The following is a 20,447-nucleotide window of genomic DNA, read 5'->3' on the forward strand; positions in this document are numbered from 1 at the left end:
CCTCATGGCGGACAGCGAGCTTTGTCGTACCTCGTCGCCGCCGTGCAGCTACCTGGAAGTTACGCAGCCGGCTCCGGGGCTACTGGTGCCGTGGGAGAGCCTGTGCCTTCTGCGCTGAAAGAGTCTTGTAGACGGTACCGGCGAGGTCGGCCAGCGTGTCCCCTTCCCCTACGGCGCTGTTGACGGCAAGGGCGATGATCATGCCAGCCTTCGGGAAGTACATATGCAGCACCCGGTTTCCATAAGTGGCCCCCTCGTAGGCCCAGACCGTCCCAGACGGAATGGGTGGAGTACGGCGTCGGCATGCGCGAGGCCGTGTCCGGAGGGCAGTCCGGCGGGAGGCAGGTGTCGTTCATTCCGAGAGTTCGATGATGCGCTCGGCGAGCCGCTCACGGTACGTATCGTGCGACGCTCGCTCGACAGTCATCTGCGCAAGAAGGTAATTGGTATTCAAGTACTCGTACTCCGCAGGGCTGTGAGCCAGTAGGCGGCTGAGGCGCGGTAGCGGCTGCCATGAGAATCGCAGGCCTGTGCATGGTCGAGGAGCTGCCCGACAACGTGTTCCGCGTCGTGGCGGACGGATGTTCACAGCCACTTCTGCTGGGTGAGGGGGCCAGGTCGCGGGGTGTTGTGGTCGTCGGTTCGTCCGCCGGGCGGGGTGATCACGTCGTGCGGGCGGCGCGGTGCGGTGCGGGCGCGGCGTCGTAGACCGTGCCGAGCGTGGCCATGTGCTTGCGGGCGTCCTTTTCTCCGACGGCAAGGCGGGTGCGGAAGGTCCGCTGACGGCGGGCGGCGGCTTGCCGGGGGGGCCTCGCGCAGGGCCTCGGGTCTCATCACGATTCACGCAACGGACAACGTGCCCCTCATCGGCTGGAGCGGCCTGCACCACTGCCCGAGCCTGCCCGCTGATCATGCTGCCGCACCGGGCAACCCCAGGATTCCCGACGGAGTCAAACTCCGAAGCGTCCGGCTTGGGCACGCGGAAACCGCCACCATGCGCAGGCGGGCATGGTGGCGGCTTCCGGTACGCCTTCCTTGTGCGACCGTGCGGACGGTCGTCCGTCAGCAGACCACGGTTCGGTCGTAGCGCCCGCCGACGGTGTGGAAGTACTTGCTCTGCCTGTTGGGGATGGATTGGCAGGAGGTGTCCCGCCAGTTGTGGACGATGATCCTGACGCGCATCGTCCTGCCGCAGCCGTTGTAGACCCAGCCTGACATGCCACCGTCGGGGTTGTTGCTGACCCTACTCCGATCGATGCACGCGGGCGCCGTTCCGCCGGCGGCGGCGACGGGTGCGGAGACGGCCTGTGCCGGAGCCGCAGCGCCCACAATGCCTGTCAGCACAAGAGTGGCCGAACCGAGGAGGGCCTTGCCCTTCGTTGTCAGCATCGTTGTTGTCCTTCCGTGGTGGTGGAGGCAGCGGGTCGCCTCCTGACTTCGTACCGAGGTTGCGTGGTCGCCAACTCAGTCACCAAGGGCTGCGGCAGAAACGAGTGATTCGTGGGACGTCCCTCGGCTGACCTGGGGGAACAGCTCGGCGCGTGACGCACGGGTGGGACGCACCGGTCCGCCTGACTGAGCGATTTTCGTCTGCTAGCGGCCGTTGTGAGTTCTGCGGAGGTGTGCGTGGGCGCGTGGGACGGCACAATCGCCCGCAGTTGACCTCAGCGCCTGCTGTCGCCGGGGCAAGCCCGCCGAGGCTCACCGCGATGCGGGGGCACAACAACCCGGAGAACGTACGGCCCCGCCAACGGTCATGTGCGCGTCCACCGAGACCGTGGGCCTGCCCGTACGACAGCCGGGCCAGTCAGGTGGCCAGTCAGACGTCGCGCGGGCTCCCGACCTCCACGGACACCGTGTACCGGGCACCCGGCGGCGAACATGGGGCCCCGCGTATGGCACCTGAGCAACCGGGCGGCCAAGGGCAGGGGCCCTCCACAGTTCCCAGCCCGAAGTCCTCGCGCGGGGCACTCCCGGCGCCGACTACGCGGCGGGGCACCTCCGCCCTCACCGGGGCCCGGCGCCTGGCCGGGTCCGGCTCCTCGGCGTCGGCGTCGGGGCTCTCCCGAGCCGGCACGGCCGTCCTCCTACTGCGTCCGCCACAGCGTCTGCTCCCCCGGGCAGACGTCGCAGCGGGTGGTCAGGCGGTCGACCGCCATCGCAGCACCATCGCCTCCCTCTCAGAAGTCAAATGCGGCGCCACCCTCACCTCAGGACTCGAAGCACTCCGCGCCCGTACCACCCGCCGGTGTGTAGCACAGGCGTAGTCTGCTCCGGTCCGGACCGCCGATCATCGGCGTAAAGCGGTAGGCGCCCGCGTCCGCGGTGTTTCTGATGACCACTCGCCGCGGGCGGGCGCCGGGGGCCGAGAGCTCGATCGTGTCTCCGACCTTCGAGTGCCAGATCAGACCCCACGCGGCGGCACACACCGGGCTGTACCGGATCTCCACCCTCGTGCCACTTCTGGCACGGTGCTGCGCCCCGAGCGTGTCCGCCCGGCCGGGCACGAGCCCGCAGAGCGCCTGCTTGGGATCCTTCCCGTCGCACGCCTTCCCCTGACATCCGGGCGGAGGGTCCAGCCGGGGAGACACCAGGATCGTCGGCTGTCTGTCGCTATGCCCCTGCACGACCGGCGCTACGAGCGTCGCAGCGACGGCCACTGCGACCACTCCCGCACCGGCAACGAACCACCACCACCGCATGACTCGCCCGTGGACGCCGGGTGCGTCCACCGCACCCGCGGGCATCGGGGCGGACCGGGGCTGGGACTGCGATACAGCGAGGCCTGTGTGCCGGGCGCGGCCGCTCCACTCCGCGTCCGCCAACTCCCACAACGCCAGTAGCCGCCCGGCAGGTTCTCCCGCTATCGCGCACAGTTCTTCGACAGCGTGCCGTGGCGGTGGCTTCTTGCCGTTCAGATAGCGTTCCCAGGACGACTTGCTGTAGGCGGTGCGATCGGCCAGCGCGGCCAGACTCAGGTTCGTACGCGCCCTCACCTGGCGGAGCCCCTCGGCCAGTGCCAAGCACTCAGGTGCGGGGGCCGTCATCCGCGCAGCACCTGCCAGGTGTGCGGGCCCACAACGCCGTCCGCCGGCAGCCCGGCCTTCTCCTGCAGACGTCTCACGGCCGCGATGGTCTGCTGCCCGTAGACGCCATCGACAACGCCCGGCTTCAACTTATGGTGCAGCAGCAGGCACTGCGCCTCCACCACGTCCCACCCCGGTCCGGCAAGGACAGCGGTACGTGTCGTGCTGTACCCGGCGAACAGCCCTCCCCCCGCCCCGTCGGTCTTTCGGAATTTGCAGGGATAGGACTTGCCCGGCTCGAAGACGAACCGGCCCGGCCCCTCGGCGGCAGCCGCGGACCTGCTCGGACTGGGCGTGCCCACCTCCGACATCGTGTTCTTGTGCCGGCCGCTGTCGTCATCGTCCCAGGACTCGGCAATCAGCAGGCCAACGCCCACTCCCACGAGCGCGGCAGCTACAACGGCAGCCAGCACGACAAGCCTCGGCACGCCCCGCGGGCGCATTACCGCGGGCCGTTCTCCCGAAGTCCTGGGCCCTACCGCCGACGCCCCGGATTCCTCGGCCGCATCGGACTGCTCGGCCTCACCGGACTGCTCGGCAGAAGCCTCGTCCTCTGCTCCCGGACCGCTTCCGCCCTTCGCACCGGCCGACGAGGACGGCACGGCCGCCTGCCAGGCTTCCTCGGCCATTTCGTGCAGCACCAGCAGCCGGACCGGGTCCGCCCCTGTGATCCGCGCTAATTCCTCCACCGCCTGCCGGGGCGGCAGCGCCTTGCCGTTGAGATAGCGCTCCCACGACGAGCGGCTGTATCTCGTCTTGGACGCGAGCGAGGCCAGGCTGAGCCCGCTGCGGTCCTTCAATCTACGCAATTGCACCACGCATTGCCGGACCCTCTGGTCCAGCGAATCCGGTAATTCCTGCCAAGGCGACATGCTCAACCCCGTCCGGTCTCACGGCACCGCAATGCCTTCACTCTCCGGTCTCTCCATCGGATACACCTGAGCACACGTCGTGATCCCGGCCCAAGGCGCCATGCTCATGTGTTTCGGCCAGCCTCCACCGCGGCAGGCGTCCCAGCCGTGCCGCGTCTCCCCTGACGTCCCAGCAGGTCAACGCCCTTGACGTCCCACGACGTCCCAACGGGGCAGATGTCGCTAGCCCTGACACGAAATGGCCAGCAATCTCAGTGATGCGAACCAGATTGCGCGGTCCACCCGCATCGTCCTCGCCCTCCTTCCACAACCCAGCAAGGGAGATCCTGTGGCCAAGACACAACTAACCGCCGCCGCTTCGACGGTGGCCGCCCCTCGACCGGCAACTCCGCCGGCCTCGTCTCGGTCGGCACTGCCCCGGCCCGGTTGACGCCATGGCCGTGCAGTCTGCCTCCAACACGACTCCAACACGAACGGAACCTGATCGGCGACCTTTCGCCGGGCCCTGGAAATCGGAGGAATTTCGCCTTCCGGTACGCCGCCGACCGAACATTCCGTTCGATGATCGGTGCCGCCCAGGGAAAGCCTGCTGAGAGTTCGCCACACTCACCGATCAAGGCGACCACTCGCGCACAAACCGTAAGGCTCATCAGCACACGAACCGAAGAACTCACACAGAATCGAAACGGAGTAACCGATGCGCGTCATCCCACAGGCCACTCTCGGTGTGGCAGTAACCCTGGCAAGCGTGATGGGCGCTGCCCTGCCGGCCGCCGCGGCCACGCCGACCGCGGCCCACCAGGAGACCGTCCTCTCTGCCGCGAGCTGCAAGAAGTCCATCAAGGCGTGGGGTTTCCAGGGCTATTACAAGTGCGGCACCCAGGTCAGCAAGGTCGACTGGAACCGTGACGGCCGCACCGACGAAGTCTTCGTGATCGCGCCGAACCGGACGATCTGGCATGTCTGGAAGAACGCCGGCGGCTGGAAGGTGATGCCGGGCAACGGCCGTGCCGACGACATGATGGGCCCGAACAGCACCGGCGACCCTCGCCGTTGCATCCTCGTCTACGTCAACCGGGGCTACCACTACTGGCAGAACTGCTTCTACAGCGGCAAGTGGCACAGCTGGACGACAGCGGGCTGACAGGCCATCAGGTCGAGAGCCGGACGTCAGGCGGTCGGCCATCGGCGAGGCGAGGCGTGGGGGCGGATCGCTGGATCCACGGGGGTGAACCGGAAATCCGCCCTCACGCAACGCAACTCGATCCGAATCCTGTACACGGGTGTGCGGCTGAACTGCCCGCCCGCCATCGTGCATAGCACCTGTGACGCCGCTTCCCGAGACGGCCATGCCCACACCCTGGTGGACGTCGCTGTCCGAGTCTTCAAAGGTTCGAGCAGCCTCGCCAGTCGTAGTCGGCGCCGTACTGGAGCAGGTGGGCGACAAGGTTCTGGACGGCCTTGGGGCGGTTGGCCGTGTTCGCCCGGGAGTGGTTGATCATCAGGTGCAGGGCCATCTTCTCGCCCGTGCACTTTGGTCCCACCCTTGCGGGCGGCGTGTCGCGCAGGTCGTCGGTGAGGTCGTCGAAGTGCGGGCCACCTGACGGCGCCACTGCCCATCCTGCTCCTGCTCCTGCTCCTGCTCCTGCCAGACCGACGTGGACAGTTCCTCGCCCGCCAGGGCGAGCACGGCGGCCGTGCTCGGGGGGAGCGGGCCTGCGTCCTCCTCTTCCAGTTCGTCGTCGTCCTCGTCGAGGAGGTGCCAGTGGGGGTGCTGAACGGGACCTGGCGCGCCGCCACCGACCGCCACCAGCCGATCCCTCTGATCCTGACCGGCACTACACGTCTGGCCACCCTGTTGCAGCGGCCCGCGCTCGACAACATCAACAGCCGCATCTACCTGCGCTACCGCATCGTGGCCGACGCCTACCGTCTGTACGAGGGCCTGGGCGAGCCCGCCGTGGAGGCCCGCCGCGAGCCCCCCCCACCCACCGCCGATGACCCGGCGTCAACGGCCCCGGGCGCCCGCACCCCCTCGTTCTGGCAGGACCTCGGCGACGGTCTCAAGAACCTTGGCCGTCACCCTGTGCTCGCCCGTCTCGTCACGGTCGGCTGCCCTGGGCCAGCTCTCCGGCATCGCCTCCCTGAACATCGATTTCGTCCTGCTGGTCGCCGACCGGGGCTGGGGCGCCGCGGGATCGGGCTGGTCGCTCCGTGCGTACAGCGGGCACCTCCGCCGCCCCGGGGGCATTGCCGACCCGAGGAGTAGCAGGAGCACCAGGGGACATGGCGAACAGGCCCGTCGCCACCGCAAAGGGGTGCGGTCGATCTCCAAGAACGCGTGGTCGCCGTCGGGCCAGGAGCCCGAGCCCGTCGGGCACGAGATTCCCGGTCGGCGTCGGGTGCGCGAACTCCACCTGCCAGTCGGTCCGCTCCGCTATCTGCGCCCCTGGAAGGCAAGGCCGGTGACGGCCGTATTCCGCTGCCAGCGCTGCGGTCAGGTTGGGGTTGTCTTCGCGGCCGCCAGCTGCAAGACAAGGGAAGCGCCTCAGAGTTGGCGACGGCATCGATTCGAGCCGAGCCTGGTCGAGCAAGGCCACCCGGCGGACACACCGGAGCGAGGTGAATCCCGAACGCCTGCTGATCGCCAACTGCTGCCGCGCGACCATTGAGGAAAGCTAGGCCGGCCTGGTCAGGTGTCATGGAGGTGTGTCAGGTCGTGGCCCCGGCCGAACCCTCCAGCACGTCGGCCGGGGCCGCCTCCGGCGCGCCGGCCGGGCCGCTCTCGCGGGTCAGCAACAGGGCGAGGACCGCGACCAGCGAGCAGCCCGCCATGCCGGTGAACAGCGGCACGGCGGTGTCGTCGCCTCCGAGGCCGACGAGGGGTGCGACGACGGCTCCGAGGACGCTCTGCAGCGTGCCGAGCACGGCTGAGCCGGTCCCGGCGGCGTACGGGACCCGTTCGATGGCGAGGGCCGTGGCCGTGCCGAAGGCCTGGCCGAGGCCGAGGAATCCGATGCCGATGAGCGCGAGCGCCGATACGCGGTTGAGCTGCCCGGCCAGGGTGATGCCAAGGGCTGCCGTAGTGGCGAGCAGGAGGGTGCCGAGGCCGATGCGCAGGAGCAGGGCCGACGGGAAGACACCGACGAGCTTGGTGTTGGCGGTGCTGGAGAGGGTGGCGGTCAGGGCGCCGACGGAGAACGCGACGGATGCCTGGCCGACGCTGAGGCCGAGCACGTTCTGCAGCAGGAACGCCGATCCCGCGATGTAGCAGAAGAGCGCGCCGCAGGCGAAGGAGAAGGCCAGGGTGTAGCCGACGTAGACCCGGTCGGTGAGGACGGAGCGGGCGGCCTGCAAGGTGGAGGTGATGCCGCCCGCGCGGCGCCGCTCCTCGGGCAGGCTCTCGGGGATGAAGGCCAGGGCGGCCAGCAGCATCAGCACCGAGACCCCGGCCAGTACCCAGAACACCCCGCGCCAGCCGCCCGCGTCGCTGACGACGGCGCCGCCGGCGAGCGGGGCGACGATGGGCGCGATTCCGCCCAGGGCCATCAGCACGCCGAAGAGTCGGGCGGCGACGGCTCCTGTGGCGACGTCGGAGATGACCGCGCGTCCGACGACGATTCCGGCGGCGCCCGCGAAGCCCATGAAGAAGCGCAGTGCGATGAGCGCCGGGAGGGTGGGGGCGAGCGCGCACAGCGCCGTGGCGAGCGCGCACACGGTGAGGCCCACGAGGATCGGTCGCCGCCTGCCGTAGCGGTCCGAGAGCGGACCGAGCACCAGCTGTCCCGCCGCGAGTCCGATCAGGAAGGCGGTGAGGGTGAGCTGGACTCCGGAGGGGTCGGTGCCCAGGTCGTCGGCCATCCGCGGGAAGGCGGGGAGGTACATGTCCGTGGCCAGCGGCATCACGAAGGACAGCAGGGCGAGCGTCGCGGTGAGCGACACCGCGGGCGTTCCCGAGCCGGTCCGCCCGCGGGCGGTGGACGGTGTGGACATCACGTACTCCTCAGAACTGGCATGGGCGAGTCTCCGCTGGTTCCGCCGGTTCACTATAGTTATATAGCTATAAGTATTGCTACTGTCGGTTCATGAAGGCGAACGAACCGGCAGGTGACGAAGCGCTTCAGCGCGACGCGAGGGAGCTGACCCCGGCCCTGTACGCCCTCGGGCGGGTACTGCGGCTGCGCGGGGTGGACGAAGCCGGTCTGACGCCCCTCCCGCCCTCCGACCTGGAGGTGCTGCGCCATGTACTGGAGTCGCCGGGCATCGGCGTCGGCGCCGTGGCACAGGAGTTGGGCCTGCACGCCAGCAACGTGAGCACCACGGTGCGCGGCCTGGTCTCCCAGGGTCTCCTGCGCCGCGAACCGGCGCCCCACGACCGCCGGGCCATCGAGCTGTACCCGACCATGGGCGCGATCCAGGGCATGGCCCGGATCGAACAGGCGTGGTCGGAGATCTTCGCCGACGCCCTGGCGGCTCTGTCCCCGGACGAGCGCGCCGCGCTCGCCGGTGCCGCCACGGCCCTGGGCTCCCTCGCCACCGCTCTGCGGGAGCAGCGGAGCGGTCCGGGCCGGGGCTAACTCCCGAGTCACGGCACCGCGCGCCAGCCGGGACAGCCCCTCCCCGGCCCGCTCGTCGCGCCCTGACACGTCTGCGGAACCGGCCGTCGGGCAGTCATTCTCGGCTGTCACGGTGGGGGGACGGTGGAGCTAGCGTGGCGTCCCGCGGAGTGCGGGAGGAGTGCTCGGTGCTGATCATGCCCGAGCGGCGGACGCCGACGATGGAGCTCCTGGCCCTCGCGGCGGCAGCCCGAGAAATGTCCGTCAGGGCGGCGGAGCAGCCCGGCCTGGCAGGCCCGGCGTACTGGTACGGCGGACCCGTCGACGCGCACCGGGTGGCGCTGCGCTCCCGGCAGGGCATCCAGATGGCGCCGGCCTTCCGGGGGATCGTGGCAGGAGCGGTGCAGATCCCGGAGGCGACCGCGCTGAACGGCGAATTGATCGTGTGGGATAACGCGGGACGCCTCGCGTTCGGGTGGCGGCAGCACCGCCTCGCCCCGCCGCGGCGCTGCTGCCACCCGCGGCCCGAGAGCAGTCGGCACACTACGTCGCCTTTGGTCTGCTGCGCCTAGCCGGGACGGACACGACCGGATGGCCCTACCGGCGGCGCCGGGCTCAACTCGAGGCCCTGTTCACCGCCCGCCGGTTGTCGGCGCCTTCGACGCTGTGCCCGTCGACCACCGATCCGTAAACCGTGCACGAATGGCTGACGTGATCATCGGTAGGGATGGAGGGCGTCGTCTCAAACGGCTGGACGACCTATCCGGCCGGCGGTGGCGGAACGGCTGCAGTACGTCGGCCGCACCACCGCCCTGGCCCGCACGGCCAGCACCACGGTCGCTCCCCCGATTGTGGCCGGGCAGCCCGGGCATCCATGGACGGGCTGGACCTTCAGAGCCGGATGGGGCCGCTGCGCCTCATTAAACGTCACGCTCGTCGAACCGGCCTGGTTGTAAAAGTCGGTATCGACGTCACCCGTGATGCCTCCGGCCGCGGGCGCCACCCCGCCCGCTGACACCGCACCCGCCCCGATCTCACGGCGACCGACCTTCCCCACCTGCCGCCTCCCCCCCTGATGCAGGGCGGCCCCATTGCCGTACGTCCGCTCTCTCCCCCGCCCGGCGCGGCCGCACAGGAATCCACCGCTGCGACCGAGCGCCGTAGTTGGCCCGATAGGCCAGCGGGTACTCAGCGTGCCAGGTTCTCAACAGTTACATGGCTGATGCTCAGCGCCCGACGGGTGCGCTTACCTGCATGGCGCTCTTGAACTCAGTGAGCGTGATCGTCGCCTTGATGTCTGGGGCGGACTCGAAGTGGATCTTCTGGCGTATGCGTACGATCCGGCCCTCGCGATCGATCCATGCGTCGACGTCTATCGCGGTGGCGGGTCGCAGGTTACGGCCGACGGTCGTGTCCACCGACTCGACGTCCTTCGGGGTGAGTCGGGCCGAAATACGCAGGGGCTCGCTCTCTTGGTGCACCGAGGCGCTGTGGCCGAGCATGAGCCGGATGTACTGCGGGAGTCTGTCCACGGGGATACCCCCCTTGGCCGTCGGCGCAGGGAACTCCTGCCATGCCTTGTGAGTTCCGCTGGGGCGCCTGTACACCTTCTGCCGGGTGATAACGACGTTTTCGGTGTACTGATCGGTTCTGTCTGTCGTACGCCCCGTGAAAGGCGCGTTGAGGTTGACCCGCCCCTCCACGAGTTGGAGTCGCCTGGGCCCGGATTGCGTGACAGCTCTGAGCGCGGCCGAGTACGGGACGTCATCGGCTGCGGCCAGCCGGTCGCGCACGGCCTGCGGGCCGCTCTTCGGCGGTGCGGGCGAGTTCGAGGAGCAGGCTGAGAGGGTCAGTCCCAAGAGCACCAGAAGCAGGGTCGTCGTCCGGCCGTTGTACAAGGGTCGATCCTCTGAGTACCAGGCCTGACGCGGAGACGCCCGAAGCCGCAGGTGGGTGATGGACTCATCCTGTCCGGTCCCGAGCAGCAGGTGGAATCCGGGGAGAGGTGATGTGATCAAGCATCCGTCGGACGGTTATGCAATTGCCGCCTTCACCCGCACAACCATTCCGCCTCGCCCCGCCGCCAGTGAAGCGCGCGTCCAGCAGGTTGACCTGCACAGTGGGGCGGCTCCAGCGGGCCAGCTCTCGCGCTGACGGGCCAACCATCGCACTCAGTCACAGCCGGAAGTGTGACTGAGCGGGGTAGTTGGCCGATCTAGCCAAGTAGATGCTCACGCTCGCGCCTGCGGGTCAGCCGCCGTGAAGGTACCACTCGTCGAGGCCCTCGTAGATGTCCGCTTCAAGGCATTGCGGGGCATCGAGCCCACGGCCTCGCCCCTGTACAGGGCGACGAGCAAGTCCTTGCCCCGCCACCAGGTGTCGATCACGCCCTGTGCCTCGGGCACAGGCTCGTAGCCGCCCAGGTCCAGTGCCGCAGCGGCCTTGCCGATAAGCCGTGTGACGATTGTGGCCGAGCGGCGGGCATGCGCGGCGAGCGCCAAGGACTCCACCCATCCGTCGGTGCTCGCATACAGGGGCGTCCAGTGGTGGCCGTCGATGCCGAAAGCACCGTCGGGGCCGATCATGAATCCGTAGGCCATGGAGACCCGGCAGTCCCCCGCCGGGAAGGACTAGCTCTCGGCGGCCGGTCCGTCGGGGCGGCCGGCGTTGAGGACGCGTGGGCCGCCCTCGTAGAACGGGGCCGGTGGAAGGGCGAGGCCGCCCCACCGGTCCTGGAAGTTGGCGGCCCGTTCGATCTCCGCGGCGGGGATGCCGGCCCTGATCCATGCGTCGCGGTGGTGCCGGATGTCCTGCCGGGGGCACGCGGTCCCAGGTGATCCCCGTGCGCTGTTCGACGTGCTCGACGGCGAGGGGATGCTCGGTCGGCTCCAGTTCGACGAAAGGGCGCTCGCCGACGGGGCGGGGGTGACGCGCGTCTTGAGGTTGAGGGTCGTGGCCGGGTGGACCGGCAGCTCGGTGATGAGCCAGCCGAAGTACGGTGCCTCGGCCTCACGGCCGGGGGTGTCCCACAGATCCGCAGTCTGGAAGAGGCTCTCGCGGCTCAGCGAGGTCCACACGCCCCAGGAGAACACCTCCTCGCTGCCGATGGCCGGTATCTCGATCATGCCCATGTCCTCACCGGAAGCGTAGGCGTGCCGGTCAGAAGCCCAATCCATCTCCCGACAACAGGACTCGAACCGCTGCCGACAATCCGCTCAGCACCTTCTCGGTACGCTTGTGCAGGAACTGTCCGAGGCCGCCCGGCACGGGGCCCGCGTCACCGCCGTGAACCAGGCGTACACCTCCCGGACCTGCAACAGCTGCGGCCACGTCGACGCCAAGAGCCGCCGCACCCGCGAGCCGTTCACCTGCACCCGTTGCAGGCACGCCACTCACGCCGACATCGGCGCCGCCGTCAACATCAAGCACCGGCCACCCGGCCCGGCCACCGCCCTACTCTCCCGCCCGCGGCACGCAGCCGCGCTCAGTCCCGTTGCAGAACGCCGTGCGCTCCGGCGGCCGGACGACACCATCAACCCTCAGGCCGAAGTCGCCGATGAGCGGCCTCAAGTCGCTGGTCATAGTCAGACGCGAACAGCTCAGGAAGTGTCTTGTCGAGCGTTCCAGCGATCCGGTGGATCAGCGCCCAGACCGCCGGATCGTCGACAACGCGGCTCAGGTCTGTCATCTGAAGCCTTTCCAGCCAGTTCGACAGCACCAGCGCCTCATCACTCGTGAGCTGGATCGTGACCTGACTACCGCTCATACACACCCCTACGACTCCCCACGCCCTGACCCGGCCCAACCTACTGGCCTCAGGCATTGACCAATTCATGGACCGCCCCTTCGATCAGACAGCCCTGGGACAGCGCGTGGCCGACCCGGCCTATGCGGGGACAATTGTGGGCGGCAGGAGCCCCACGCGGTCCGGTAGAAGCCGCGTGCGGTCGGGCGCCGTCGGCTTCCTGGTCGGCCGGTAGTACTCGACATCCTGGTGGCCGCGGCCTCGGGCGAACTTGTTCCGTACGGCCATCGTGGCCCGGTCGGCGGTCGGGTGCCAGCGCAGTAGGGTCGCCGTCTCCGCTCGCGGTCCCACCCACTCTCAGTCCCACCAGAACCGCCATTCGTGGCGCCCCATGAGCTCCTCGTGGTACGTGTCCCAGTCCAGGTCGAGGTCCGCGAAGAAGACGTCCGGGCAGGCGAGGAAGTGCTCCGCGGCAAGAACACGGGCCTGGTGTGCCTCCGTCGGCGGGCCGGCGACCGAGAGATACAAGCTCGCATGTCCCAACCCCACGACACGGACACCGAACCGGTCCTCCCAGGAGCGCAACACGGCTGACATCTGCTCAGTCATCCCCCGCCAACGCAGTGCGGCGAGTGCGTCAGCGCCACGATCGATCTGGACGAGAGCCGGGCACCGGGCCAGGCCGTCACGGACCAGTCCGGTCGCCACTTCCCCCGCGCAGACATCGGGGTCCCTCATCACCTCAGCAGGCCGAGCGAGACCGGGCCACTTCTCGAAGGGAGGCCACTCGTCGGGCCGCCACCGGCTCCGCAGCCAGGAGCCGGCATCGACACCAGCGCCGTAGGGACCTGACGCGGGCTGCAACGAGTCGTACGGATACTCAAGCAGGAGGGGGTAAAGGCCGGTCTCGCCCCGCTGCGCGTACAGCCGTCTCCACCAGTCGGCGGCGTCCCTGAGCGGGCCGTCGCCAAGCCACACGACCGGATACGGAGGCTTGCACGGCCCCAGCAACCTGCCGGGCGGCAAGCCGTCCAGCAGGCGTAGGACCTTCTCGTCGAAAATCTCAGGCACAGGCACAGGCGGAACCTACGCGACTGCACTGACATGCGGTGAGGACCAGCACAAACACCGTGCGGCCCGGCCACATGCCGCCTAATCTCTGCAACTACGGGCTCAAAGGGGTGACTCGCATGGAACGGATTGGGGCCGCACGAGAGCTCGTGCTCGGTTACGTCGATGCTCTGAACGGAGTTGACGAGGCCATGAGGGCGGCGATCCCCTCGCTTGAGCGACTCGCAGATGTCCTCGGCCTGGTCCACTCGCGCCAAATCAGCCGGAGTGGGCGGGTCGGCACCCATTCCTACACGGTTCATGGAACAGGGTGCCGCTTCGCCAGCGACAACGGTACCGAGGTAGATGTCGACTTCGCGGCCGACGGGAGCGAAGTCTTCGACCTCTGGCGGCTGCACTGGTACGGGTTGAGCCTGCCGGAGCCCCTTGCCGTCACGGATCAGAACCTGCGGACCGCGGTGCAGACCCTGCAACCGCCTCTGACCGAGGTGCGACCAGGGTGGTTCAGCGTCACCGATTGAACACTTCAGGGGAGTCCGTAAATGTAGATGGCGACGCCATATGCGGTTGCAAGGCCGACCTGATGGAGATCGGGGCGTCGCTCGTAGCGGGTGCGGAGCCCTTTGGACAGGTGCCGCTGGAGGCTGTCCCAGTGACTGATGGGGCTGTTGGGGCGCTTCCGGTTATGGGCGGGGTGATGTCAGCAGATGCACTGAAGCGGATCGAGCCGTTCACCGGGCTGAGTCCGGTGCAGCTCGACCGGTTCGTGGCGCTGGTGGGTCGGCGCGTGGTGACGTCAAGCGGGCCCGGCCACGGCGGTTGCCGCTGGAGGACCGGCGTTGCCAGTTCGTGCGTGTTGGTGCATGAACCTGACGTTGCGGCAGGTCGCGCCGCCGTATGGGACCTCGAGGTCGGCCACGGACCGGCTCCTGGACCACCTCGCGCCGTTGCTGGCGATCTCCCTAACCCGCCGCAAGCGCGAGAACACCGTCTACATCGTCGACAGCACGCTCGCTCCCACCCGGGACCGCGGCATCACAGCCTCAAGCAAGAACTACCGCCGGCAGTCGCAACGATGCCGGGCCTTGAGGCGGACGACCACGCTGTCCTGGCTGCCGTACAGCCCGACCCCGCCGCGGTACGTGCGCAGGGCAAGAGCGTCGACGGTCCATTTACCGGTGATGGCCGGGCCGCCCTCTTCGAACTGGAGGACCGCGGGGTACCGGGTGGGCTCCGGCTCGTCCGCCGTACGCGGGGCGGGAACGTCCAGGGTCTTCGTGGAGCGGCGAGTTCGGCGTCCGCGGCCTCAACGGCTTCGGGGTGCGCCTCACACTCGGCGTGGTCGGCGAGCGCCCGGTAGATGCTGGCGACGGAGGGGTTCAGTCCCTTGCCCCTGCCGGTGAGGGCGATCCGGTCGGGCTGAATCTGCTCGACGGACTCGCCGCCCGCGCGGTGGCGGAGCACGGTGTGGAGCATGTCGGCGGTGGTGGCCGGGGGTCGGCCGCCGTGCTTGCCCTCGCGGGCTGCCGTGTCGAGCCCCTCCAGCGTCGACTCCCGGATGTCCTCCCGTTCGGTCTCCGCCATCGCCGAGAAGAATGCGAACAGCAGCTTGCCGGGGCCGGTGGGGTCGTAAGTGCCGGGCAGGGGCCCGGCGTGCATCTTCAGGACCAGGCCGTGGGCAGTGAGGTTGTCGGCGGGCGCGATGAGTTCGGTGGCGTCGCGACCGAGTCGCTTCATCTCGTACACGGTAAGGACGACGCGGCAGTGCGGGGCGCGGGCCTTGACCTCCCGCACCGTACGAGCACCTCCTCGAACTGGGCCCTCCGCAGCAGACCCGGGTGTTGGTCTTGTCGCTGAGGGCCCTGTCCCTCGAGGTGCCGTGGCCCGCAAGGCGTCGAGCTGGGAGTCGTCGTCCTGTCCAGGAGCGGAGCAAGGGGCGCGGGTGGTGCCGTCTCTTATGCCAACCTCCGCGCCGGTTATCGTGCTCGTCACGGAATCAGGGCAGGCCGAGCCCTTCACGGTCCGCGCACAAGTGGAACTCGTCCACGGTCAGCGTCGGATGCGCAGGCCTTGGCGGCATGGGGAAGGCCAGTCCGGCCCCGCGTGCCTCGATGATCTTTGGGATGAGGTCTCGTCGCAGCCGTGTGTCTCGTGGAGGCGGGCCCGGAGACCGTCACTCGATGTGGGTCGTTGCCCCACCTGCCGACCAGGGCTGCAGATACTCGATGAGTCGGCCTGCCGGACCATGTCGGCGGTTGGGTGCGAACAACAACTTTGTTTAAGAAGCAGCGCCGGGTACGCGGCCCGAAGAAGGGAGTGTCTTGTCGCATACTCGGCGCTGACCGGCAGAGTTACGCCGTCGTGGCTCCTGCCTCGGTGGCTTCGACTGCGGACTTGAAGTCAGGGTGGACCCCGATCTGGTCAAGCCACACGTTCTTCGAGTTGTAGCAATTGAACTTTTCGATCTTCCCGTCACGGAGGTACCAGAGGTCCGCCGCCGGCACGTCGATCCGGTTCCCGGTCGGCGGTATCTCGCCGACCGGAGTCGGAAACCCTCCGAGATGCGTGCCCTGGATTCGCAGCTCGACGGCAACGACATCACCGAACGCATGCACCTCGAGCAGCTCACGGTGTACATCGGGGAACGAGCGGGCGAGGCCAGCGATCACCTGAGGAATCTGCTCTCCGCGGAAACTCTGCGAGGTCGACATGTCGTTGAACGACCCGTCCTCGGTGAACAAGGCCAGGAAACCGTCACCGTCAAGAACGTCCCCTTCCGCAAGCCGGTAAGCCTCGCGAATGATCTTTTCGTTACTTTCCATTCCTGTCCTCCATCGAGTTCGCAACACGCTCACGGTCCGCGCTTGTCATTGATCGCCCTCCACTTGTCGTAACGGTAAGCGTTACGACGGCCTGTCGCAACCTTCGCTGTTACGACTGCACTGCCGTAACATGGAACGTTGCAACCGGAGGAGGCATCATGAGCGCCAACAGCAGGCTGACCATGGCCGCCCATGCGCTGGCCTGGATCGGTCTCTACCAGCGCCAGGGCCACGAGGTCGCCACCTCCGAGCAGATCGCAGCCAGCGCGAACACCAACCCCGTGGTGATCAGGCGGCTGCTCGGCGAACTGCGCAGGGCCGGGCTCGTGGAGTCCCGGCGAGGCGTGGGTGCGGGCTGGTCGCTGGCGCGTGAGCTAAAGTCGATCACCCTGCTCGACGTGTACGAGGCAGTGGAACCCGGCCCGCTGTTCGCGATGCACCGCACCACCCCGGACCAGGGATGCGTAGTGGGTCACGGCATCCAACCGGCAATGCGGGGCATCTACCAGGACATCGAGGAGACCCTGAGGCGCGAACTGGCCCGCGTCACGCTCGAGAAGGTGCTCAGGGACGTACTTGACGCTGCCGGTACGCCCTCGCCAACCCTCTGACCTGCTCACCGAGGCGTAGGGGGCGGCGGTAGGAGTGCTGTTGTACGCCGAACCCAGGACACCGCCGACCGGCGCCGCGTGCTGCTCACCGTGGAGGACACAGCACATGAACTCGGCTGGGCCTTCTTCGGACCGGTGATCAGGAAGTGACCACCGTCGCCGACACGTTCGACACGCAAGAGCTGGAATCGGTGCACCGGTTCCTGACAGCAGTCCTGCAGTCCACGCAGCACACACGATGACCAACCGCCGAGCTGGCTGCGGAGCCGCGCGACATACGCGCGGATTCTGCGGTGCCGCCCTGATCCACTCCCTCGACCGGCCATGGCGGGTGAGTCGGCCGGGCCCCGGCGCCGTCGGAGGCGGTTCGGCGGCCGGGTGCCGCCAAGGGGCAGATCGGCTCGCCCGCCGGCACCTGTTACGTTTTGCGGCCGTTGTAACAGCGCAAGGAGAGTACGGGCGTTGGTGTGCGCAAGGCGCGATGGACAGCGATCGCGATGCTCAGCGTGGTCGTGATGGCCGCCGGTTGCGGTAACGAGAACACGGATGGGAAGGCGGCAGACGGCACGGCGAGTGGCACCACCGGCGCGACAGAGAAGCCCGCGCGGGTCGCCGCTCCTCAGGGCACGCTCCTGGAACGGGCATCTGGCACCTGGAAGTACATCGCCACCCCCAGTGACACCACACTGGACACCCTCACCATCAAGGACGGCAAAGCCAAGGCCGAGGGCGCCAAGCTCTCGTGCACGGGCACCTTCGTGCCGGTGAAGGACGACAAGGAATCCGCGACCATCACCTACACCTGCCAGGGTGGCAAGGACGGCGGGCGCGGCCTCGGCCACCTGAAGATGAAACCGGACGACTCCGCGCTCGTGATCGACTTCGACGGGCCCGCCGGTGGCTGGGGTGGCCCGGTCGACAGCTACCGTCGAGCCTGACCGTCTGCGCGCGATGCCCCCGGAAGCCAGGGCTTCCTGATCAGTCAGCCGGCTACTGAGGTCGTCTCCCGCCCGTCAGCAGCTCTGAGACTGCGAGCGGGCACGGTACGCACTGCGAGCGACTCCCCTTCCCGCTCGCCACGCGGGGTGCTCCTTTCCCTGCGGCTCGTGGGAGCAGACCACCGGAAAGAAGGACGGGAGCTGGGGTCGCATCTGGTGTCCGCTGCGGCCCCAGGGGACACCAGGCGTCGAAGCAGAGTGGCAGTCGACGTCAACCCTCGCCCGGCGGATTGTCGGGTTGGCTGGCCGCGTCAAGGCAGCAGCTGATGCCGTAGGCGGTGCGCTGCAGCCGCCGCAGGGGGACGGCACGGCGCAACTCGAGGGCGGGGGGTCCTCGTCCGCCATCCACGCTGCAGCTCGGGCAGTCCCAGAGGCTCGCGCAGTCGGGTCGATGCGGCGGGCCGTGGCCGTGAACCCGACCACGGCCAGCAGGGCACCGATCAGCCCCAGCGCATCGTCCTCGGTTCAACCTGCTCATGTCGGCTGCAGGGACTTTTCCGCGCACGCAGGGGAAGGCGTCGGACAGATGCTCGCCGATCGCGGGTCCCGCCGGGTGGTGTAGCGATCCGCGGGCTTATCGGCCGGGTTGGTCGCGGCAGCGCAATGACGCGGCGCCAACCACGGACGGAGCTCAAGTAGGGGCTGGCCCGTGTCATGCCCCGTGTCACGGTGGCGCCCATGGCCCTGGGTGGGCTCGAGGTCGAGACGCGGAACCGGAAGGTCTGGCAGGAGTACCGGGATTACACGCCCCTGTACCTGCACCTGGGCAAAATGACGGTGTGGCTCGCCGCTCTGGCACGCGGCTCCGGAGCCCCATGAGATGAAGCCCCATGACAGCGATCTACCGCCCAGTTCTCTCGTCGTCAAAGACCTTGAGCAGGCGCTCGTACGCCAACTTCGGCCGCAGGGCCGCGTCCCAAGGCAGGGAATCGGCCGTGCGCGGAGGATAGACCTTGATGTCGGCGGTGGAACCGTACCGGTCGGTGAATCCCCATGTGGAGAACGATGTGCAGTTCGGCTCCTCCAGGCAGACGCGCAGCTTGCCCGCCATCTCATCAGCCTGGGTCTGCCGTCCGTCCTCCTCGTCCTCACCTATGGGGACGTCCATCTCCGACACCCGCGCCTGAACCCCGAGCTCCGCCAGATCGCGCACATGGCCGCGGAAGGTCTCCGGGTCGGTGCGGTCGCCGGGCGCGTACTCATGATTTTGGAAACCCACGCCGTCGATCGGTACGCCGCGTTCCTTGAGCCGCTTGACGAGATCGTAAAGGGCGTCCCAGCGCTCGCCTTCCTCCTCGACCCCGTACTCGTTGAGGAACAGCCGTGCCTTCGGATCGGCCCGGTGGGCGGTCCTGAACGCCTCGTCGATGTACTCCTCGCCCATGGCCTCGAACCACGGGCTTTGCTCGGAGCGCAGACCGAGGTCCCCGTTGGTGTAGCTCTCCTCGTCGTCGGACATGGGCTCGTTGACCACGTCCCATTCCGCGACCTTTCCCTTGAAGTGCCCGGCGACCACGGCGATGTGCCGGAGCATGGTCCGACGCACCTCCTCGGGGTCGTCGTTCTCCCGCATCCAGGTGGGCAGAGCCTCGTGCCAGACGAGGGTGTGCGCGTGCACCTTCATGTCGTTCGCGCGGGCGAAGCGTACGAGCAGGTCCGCGTCGCGGAAGTCGTAGACGCCCCGGCGCGGGTGGAGGAACTGTGGCTTGAACGCGTTCTCCGGAGTGAGCATGGAGAACTGGCTCCCCGCGAGCGCCCGGTAGCGTGCGTCGGTGAGCAGCGGGTTCTCGGCGAGGGCGGTGCCGATGTCGAACGGCCGCCCCACCTCTGCGGCCCGCGCACGCAGCGAGTCGTCGGTCTGCTTCTGGCGGAGCCGCGGCGCCTTGATCACGCGGAGCGAGTCTCCGCTCTCTGCCCGCGCGGTCAGCCGCGTCAGACGCCATCCCTCTCGGTGCTCGTCCTCGCCCGCGTCCGCCTCCAGACCGAACCAGACAGTGCCTTCGGCGAGCACCCCCGGGTCCTGCACGGTTCCCAGCTGCCGCCCGTCGGCTTTCACCCGGAAGGTGTCACCGATGCTCGACACGGCGAGCGTCACCGTTCCGGAGCAGCCGCAGTCGAAATCCTTGGAAGTGGCCGGCTCATCGTCCTCGCCGTCCCATATCTGTACCTTCACATGTCCGTCGGCGGTCACGCCGACGCGCAGTGAGGGCCGCTCCTGCCGCCACTCGTCATAGATGACCGGTACCCGTCCGTACAGCCGCAGCCATGAGCCGCCGCCATCGTCGCCCACACCAGACATGCGCGCGGTGACGGTGAAGTCGCCATCGGACTCAAGATGCGGGCCGGCCAGGTTCAGTGGGGGGTTGGGCTGGCCGCCGGAGGAGTCCTGCTCCACGATGCGCCGATCCAATGCGCTGACCCGCAGGATGTCGTTTCGCGCGGTGGTGCCCGGCAACTGCGTCCAGTCGTGGTTCCGCAGCAGGTCTTCGTCGTTTCCGCCGCCCGCGCCCTCGCCCTGCCCCGTACACCCGGCCGCCACCGCCATGACGAGCGCTACGGCAGTCAGTCGCCGCCACGTGGCCCCACCAAGGTTCACGGTCTCTCCCCCACTGTCTTGTTCGAGACGAGGTCAACATCTCGAAACCGGGCCACAGTTCATCACACATGAGGTACGGCAGTTTCGTGT

19 protein-coding genes and 5 pseudogenes are annotated in these 20,447 nt (G+C 68.4%); 10 read left to right on the forward strand and 14 right to left on the reverse strand.

Features of this window, described 5'->3' with window-relative positions:
- Nucleotides 1-591: 591 nt before the first annotated feature.
- The 4 genes and pseudogenes from ABZ877_RS09180 to ABZ877_RS09195 form a co-directional block, all read right to left on the reverse strand.
- Nucleotides 592-840 (reverse strand): annotated as a pseudogene (locus ABZ877_RS09180) (ISKra4 family transposase); the annotation flags it as partial.
- Nucleotides 841-1,062: 222 nt separating this feature from the next.
- Entirely contained in the window at nucleotides 1,063-1,389 is a 327-nt protein-coding gene (locus ABZ877_RS09185) for a hypothetical protein (RefSeq protein WP_361066812.1), read from the reverse strand.
- Between the two features lie 821 nt (nucleotides 1,390-2,210).
- The gene (locus tag ABZ877_RS09190; protein WP_361066815.1) at nucleotides 2,211-3,047 is read right to left on the reverse strand and encodes a helix-turn-helix domain-containing protein; all 837 of its coding nucleotides are present in this window, start codon (nucleotides 3,045-3,047) and stop codon (nucleotides 2,211-2,213) included.
- Complete coding sequence (locus tag ABZ877_RS09195) at nucleotides 3,044-3,958, reverse strand: helix-turn-helix domain-containing protein (RefSeq protein ID WP_361066818.1); 915 nt, start codon at nucleotides 3,956-3,958, stop codon at nucleotides 3,044-3,046. The genes ABZ877_RS09190 and ABZ877_RS09195 overlap by 4 nt, the downstream gene beginning before the upstream one ends.
- A gap of 697 nt (nucleotides 3,959-4,655) precedes the next feature.
- Between ABZ877_RS09195 and ABZ877_RS09200 the strand changes: the two genes are divergently transcribed.
- Nucleotides 4,656-5,102 (forward strand): hypothetical protein, encoded by a 447-nt coding sequence (locus ABZ877_RS09200; protein ID WP_361066820.1) that lies wholly within the window; start codon nucleotides 4,656-4,658, stop codon nucleotides 5,100-5,102.
- Between the two features lie 241 nt (nucleotides 5,103-5,343).
- On the opposite strand, the gene ABZ877_RS09205 is transcribed toward ABZ877_RS09200, so the two are convergent.
- Nucleotides 5,344-5,571, reverse strand: a complete 228-nt coding sequence (locus ABZ877_RS09205) for a hypothetical protein (RefSeq protein WP_361066823.1) — start codon at nucleotides 5,569-5,571, stop codon at nucleotides 5,344-5,346.
- 152 nt (nucleotides 5,572-5,723) lie between these two features.
- On the opposite strand from ABZ877_RS09205, the gene ABZ877_RS09210 reads away from it, so the two are divergent.
- Nucleotides 5,724-6,227 carry a hypothetical protein gene (locus tag ABZ877_RS09210; protein ID WP_361066826.1) on the forward strand — a complete coding sequence of 168 codons (504 nt, stop codon included), beginning with the start codon at nucleotides 5,724-5,726 and terminating at the stop codon, nucleotides 6,225-6,227.
- Between the two features lie 443 nt (nucleotides 6,228-6,670).
- Here the strand turns inward: ABZ877_RS09210 and ABZ877_RS09215 are convergent, their stop codons facing one another.
- Nucleotides 6,671-7,951, reverse strand: a complete 1,281-nt coding sequence (locus tag ABZ877_RS09215) for a multidrug effflux MFS transporter (protein ID WP_361066828.1) — start codon at nucleotides 7,949-7,951, stop codon at nucleotides 6,671-6,673.
- A 92-nt stretch (nucleotides 7,952-8,043) separates the two neighbouring features.
- Between ABZ877_RS09215 and ABZ877_RS09220 the strand changes: the two genes are divergently transcribed.
- Together ABZ877_RS09220 and ABZ877_RS09225 are read left to right on the forward strand one after the other, a co-directional pair.
- Nucleotides 8,044-8,535 carry a MarR family winged helix-turn-helix transcriptional regulator gene (locus ABZ877_RS09220; RefSeq protein WP_361066831.1) on the forward strand — a complete coding sequence of 164 codons (492 nt, stop codon included), beginning with the start codon at nucleotides 8,044-8,046 and terminating at the stop codon, nucleotides 8,533-8,535.
- 134 nt (nucleotides 8,536-8,669) lie between these two features.
- Nucleotides 8,670-9,086 (forward strand): hypothetical protein, encoded by a 417-nt coding sequence (locus ABZ877_RS09225; RefSeq protein WP_361066834.1) that lies wholly within the window; start codon nucleotides 8,670-8,672, stop codon nucleotides 9,084-9,086.
- A gap of 654 nt (nucleotides 9,087-9,740) precedes the next feature.
- Here the strand turns inward: ABZ877_RS09225 and ABZ877_RS09230 are convergent.
- From ABZ877_RS09230 to ABZ877_RS09240, 3 genes and pseudogenes are all read right to left on the reverse strand, one after another.
- Nucleotides 9,741-10,412: a hypothetical protein gene (locus ABZ877_RS09230; protein ID WP_361066837.1), complete on the reverse strand. Its 672-nt coding sequence runs from the start codon at nucleotides 10,410-10,412 to the stop codon at nucleotides 9,741-9,743.
- Nucleotides 10,413-10,764: 352 nt separating this feature from the next.
- Nucleotides 10,765-11,390: pseudogene (locus ABZ877_RS09235) on the reverse strand (hypothetical protein).
- Nucleotides 11,335-11,642: pseudogene (locus ABZ877_RS09240) on the reverse strand (DUF2199 domain-containing protein); the annotation flags it as partial. The pseudogenes ABZ877_RS09240 and ABZ877_RS09235, both read right to left, overlap by 56 nt.
- A gap of 109 nt (nucleotides 11,643-11,751) precedes the next feature.
- Between ABZ877_RS09240 and ABZ877_RS09245 the strand changes: the two are divergent.
- Nucleotides 11,752-11,934, forward strand: a pseudogene (locus ABZ877_RS09245) (zinc ribbon domain-containing protein); the annotation flags it as partial.
- Nucleotides 11,935-12,046: 112 nt separating this feature from the next.
- On the opposite strand, the gene ABZ877_RS09250 reads toward ABZ877_RS09245, so the two are convergent.
- Together ABZ877_RS09250 and ABZ877_RS09255 are read right to left on the reverse strand one after the other, a co-directional pair.
- Nucleotides 12,047-12,280, reverse strand: a complete 234-nt coding sequence (locus ABZ877_RS09250; protein WP_361066840.1) for a hypothetical protein — start codon at nucleotides 12,278-12,280, stop codon at nucleotides 12,047-12,049.
- A gap of 336 nt (nucleotides 12,281-12,616) precedes the next feature.
- Nucleotides 12,617-13,336: a DUF4253 domain-containing protein gene (locus tag ABZ877_RS09255; protein WP_361066843.1), complete on the reverse strand. Its 720-nt coding sequence runs from the start codon at nucleotides 13,334-13,336 to the stop codon at nucleotides 12,617-12,619.
- A gap of 113 nt (nucleotides 13,337-13,449) precedes the next feature.
- On the opposite strand from ABZ877_RS09255, the gene ABZ877_RS09260 reads away from it, so the two are divergent.
- Nucleotides 13,450-13,851, forward strand: a complete 402-nt coding sequence (locus ABZ877_RS09260) for a hypothetical protein (protein ID WP_361066846.1) — start codon at nucleotides 13,450-13,452, stop codon at nucleotides 13,849-13,851.
- A 164-nt stretch (nucleotides 13,852-14,015) separates the two neighbouring features.
- Nucleotides 14,016-14,391 (forward strand): annotated as a pseudogene (locus ABZ877_RS09265) (IS5/IS1182 family transposase); the annotation flags it as partial.
- Here the strand turns inward: ABZ877_RS09265 and ABZ877_RS09270 are convergent.
- Together ABZ877_RS09270 and ABZ877_RS09275 are read right to left on the reverse strand one after the other, a co-directional pair.
- Nucleotides 14,366-15,349, reverse strand: coding sequence for a recombinase family protein (locus ABZ877_RS09270; protein ID WP_361066849.1), 984 nt, complete (start codon nucleotides 15,347-15,349; stop codon nucleotides 14,366-14,368). The pseudogene ABZ877_RS09265 and the gene ABZ877_RS09270 overlap by 26 nt on opposite strands.
- 332 nt (nucleotides 15,350-15,681) lie before the next feature.
- The gene (locus tag ABZ877_RS09275; RefSeq protein WP_361066852.1) at nucleotides 15,682-16,152 is read right to left on the reverse strand and encodes a nuclear transport factor 2 family protein; all 471 of its coding nucleotides are present in this window, start codon (nucleotides 16,150-16,152) and stop codon (nucleotides 15,682-15,684) included.
- A 158-nt stretch (nucleotides 16,153-16,310) separates the two neighbouring features.
- Here ABZ877_RS09275 and ABZ877_RS09280 point away from each other — a divergent pair, with 158 nt between their 5' ends.
- From ABZ877_RS09280 to ABZ877_RS09290, 3 genes are all read left to right on the forward strand, one after another.
- Nucleotides 16,311-16,763: an Rrf2 family transcriptional regulator gene (locus tag ABZ877_RS09280; protein ID WP_361066855.1), complete on the forward strand. Its 453-nt coding sequence runs from the start codon at nucleotides 16,311-16,313 to the stop codon at nucleotides 16,761-16,763.
- Nucleotides 16,764-17,230: 467 nt separating this feature from the next.
- Entirely contained in the window at nucleotides 17,231-17,701 is a 471-nt protein-coding gene (locus tag ABZ877_RS09285; protein ID WP_361066858.1) for a hypothetical protein, read from the forward strand.
- A 738-nt stretch (nucleotides 17,702-18,439) separates the two neighbouring features.
- Complete coding sequence (locus tag ABZ877_RS09290) at nucleotides 18,440-18,580, forward strand: hypothetical protein (RefSeq protein ID WP_361066861.1); 141 nt, start codon at nucleotides 18,440-18,442, stop codon at nucleotides 18,578-18,580.
- A 22-nt stretch (nucleotides 18,581-18,602) separates the two neighbouring features.
- Here ABZ877_RS09290 and ABZ877_RS09295 read toward each other — a convergent pair whose 3' ends face one another.
- Nucleotides 18,603-20,357: an endo-1,4-beta-xylanase gene (locus ABZ877_RS09295; protein ID WP_361066863.1), complete on the reverse strand. Its 1,755-nt coding sequence runs from the start codon at nucleotides 20,355-20,357 to the stop codon at nucleotides 18,603-18,605.
- Nucleotides 20,358-20,447: the final 90 nt, after the last annotated feature.

Source organism: Streptomyces sp. NPDC046939 (genome assembly GCF_040644575.1).
In the GTDB taxonomy this organism is placed as follows: Bacteria; Actinomycetota; Actinomycetes; order Streptomycetales; family Streptomycetaceae; genus Streptomyces.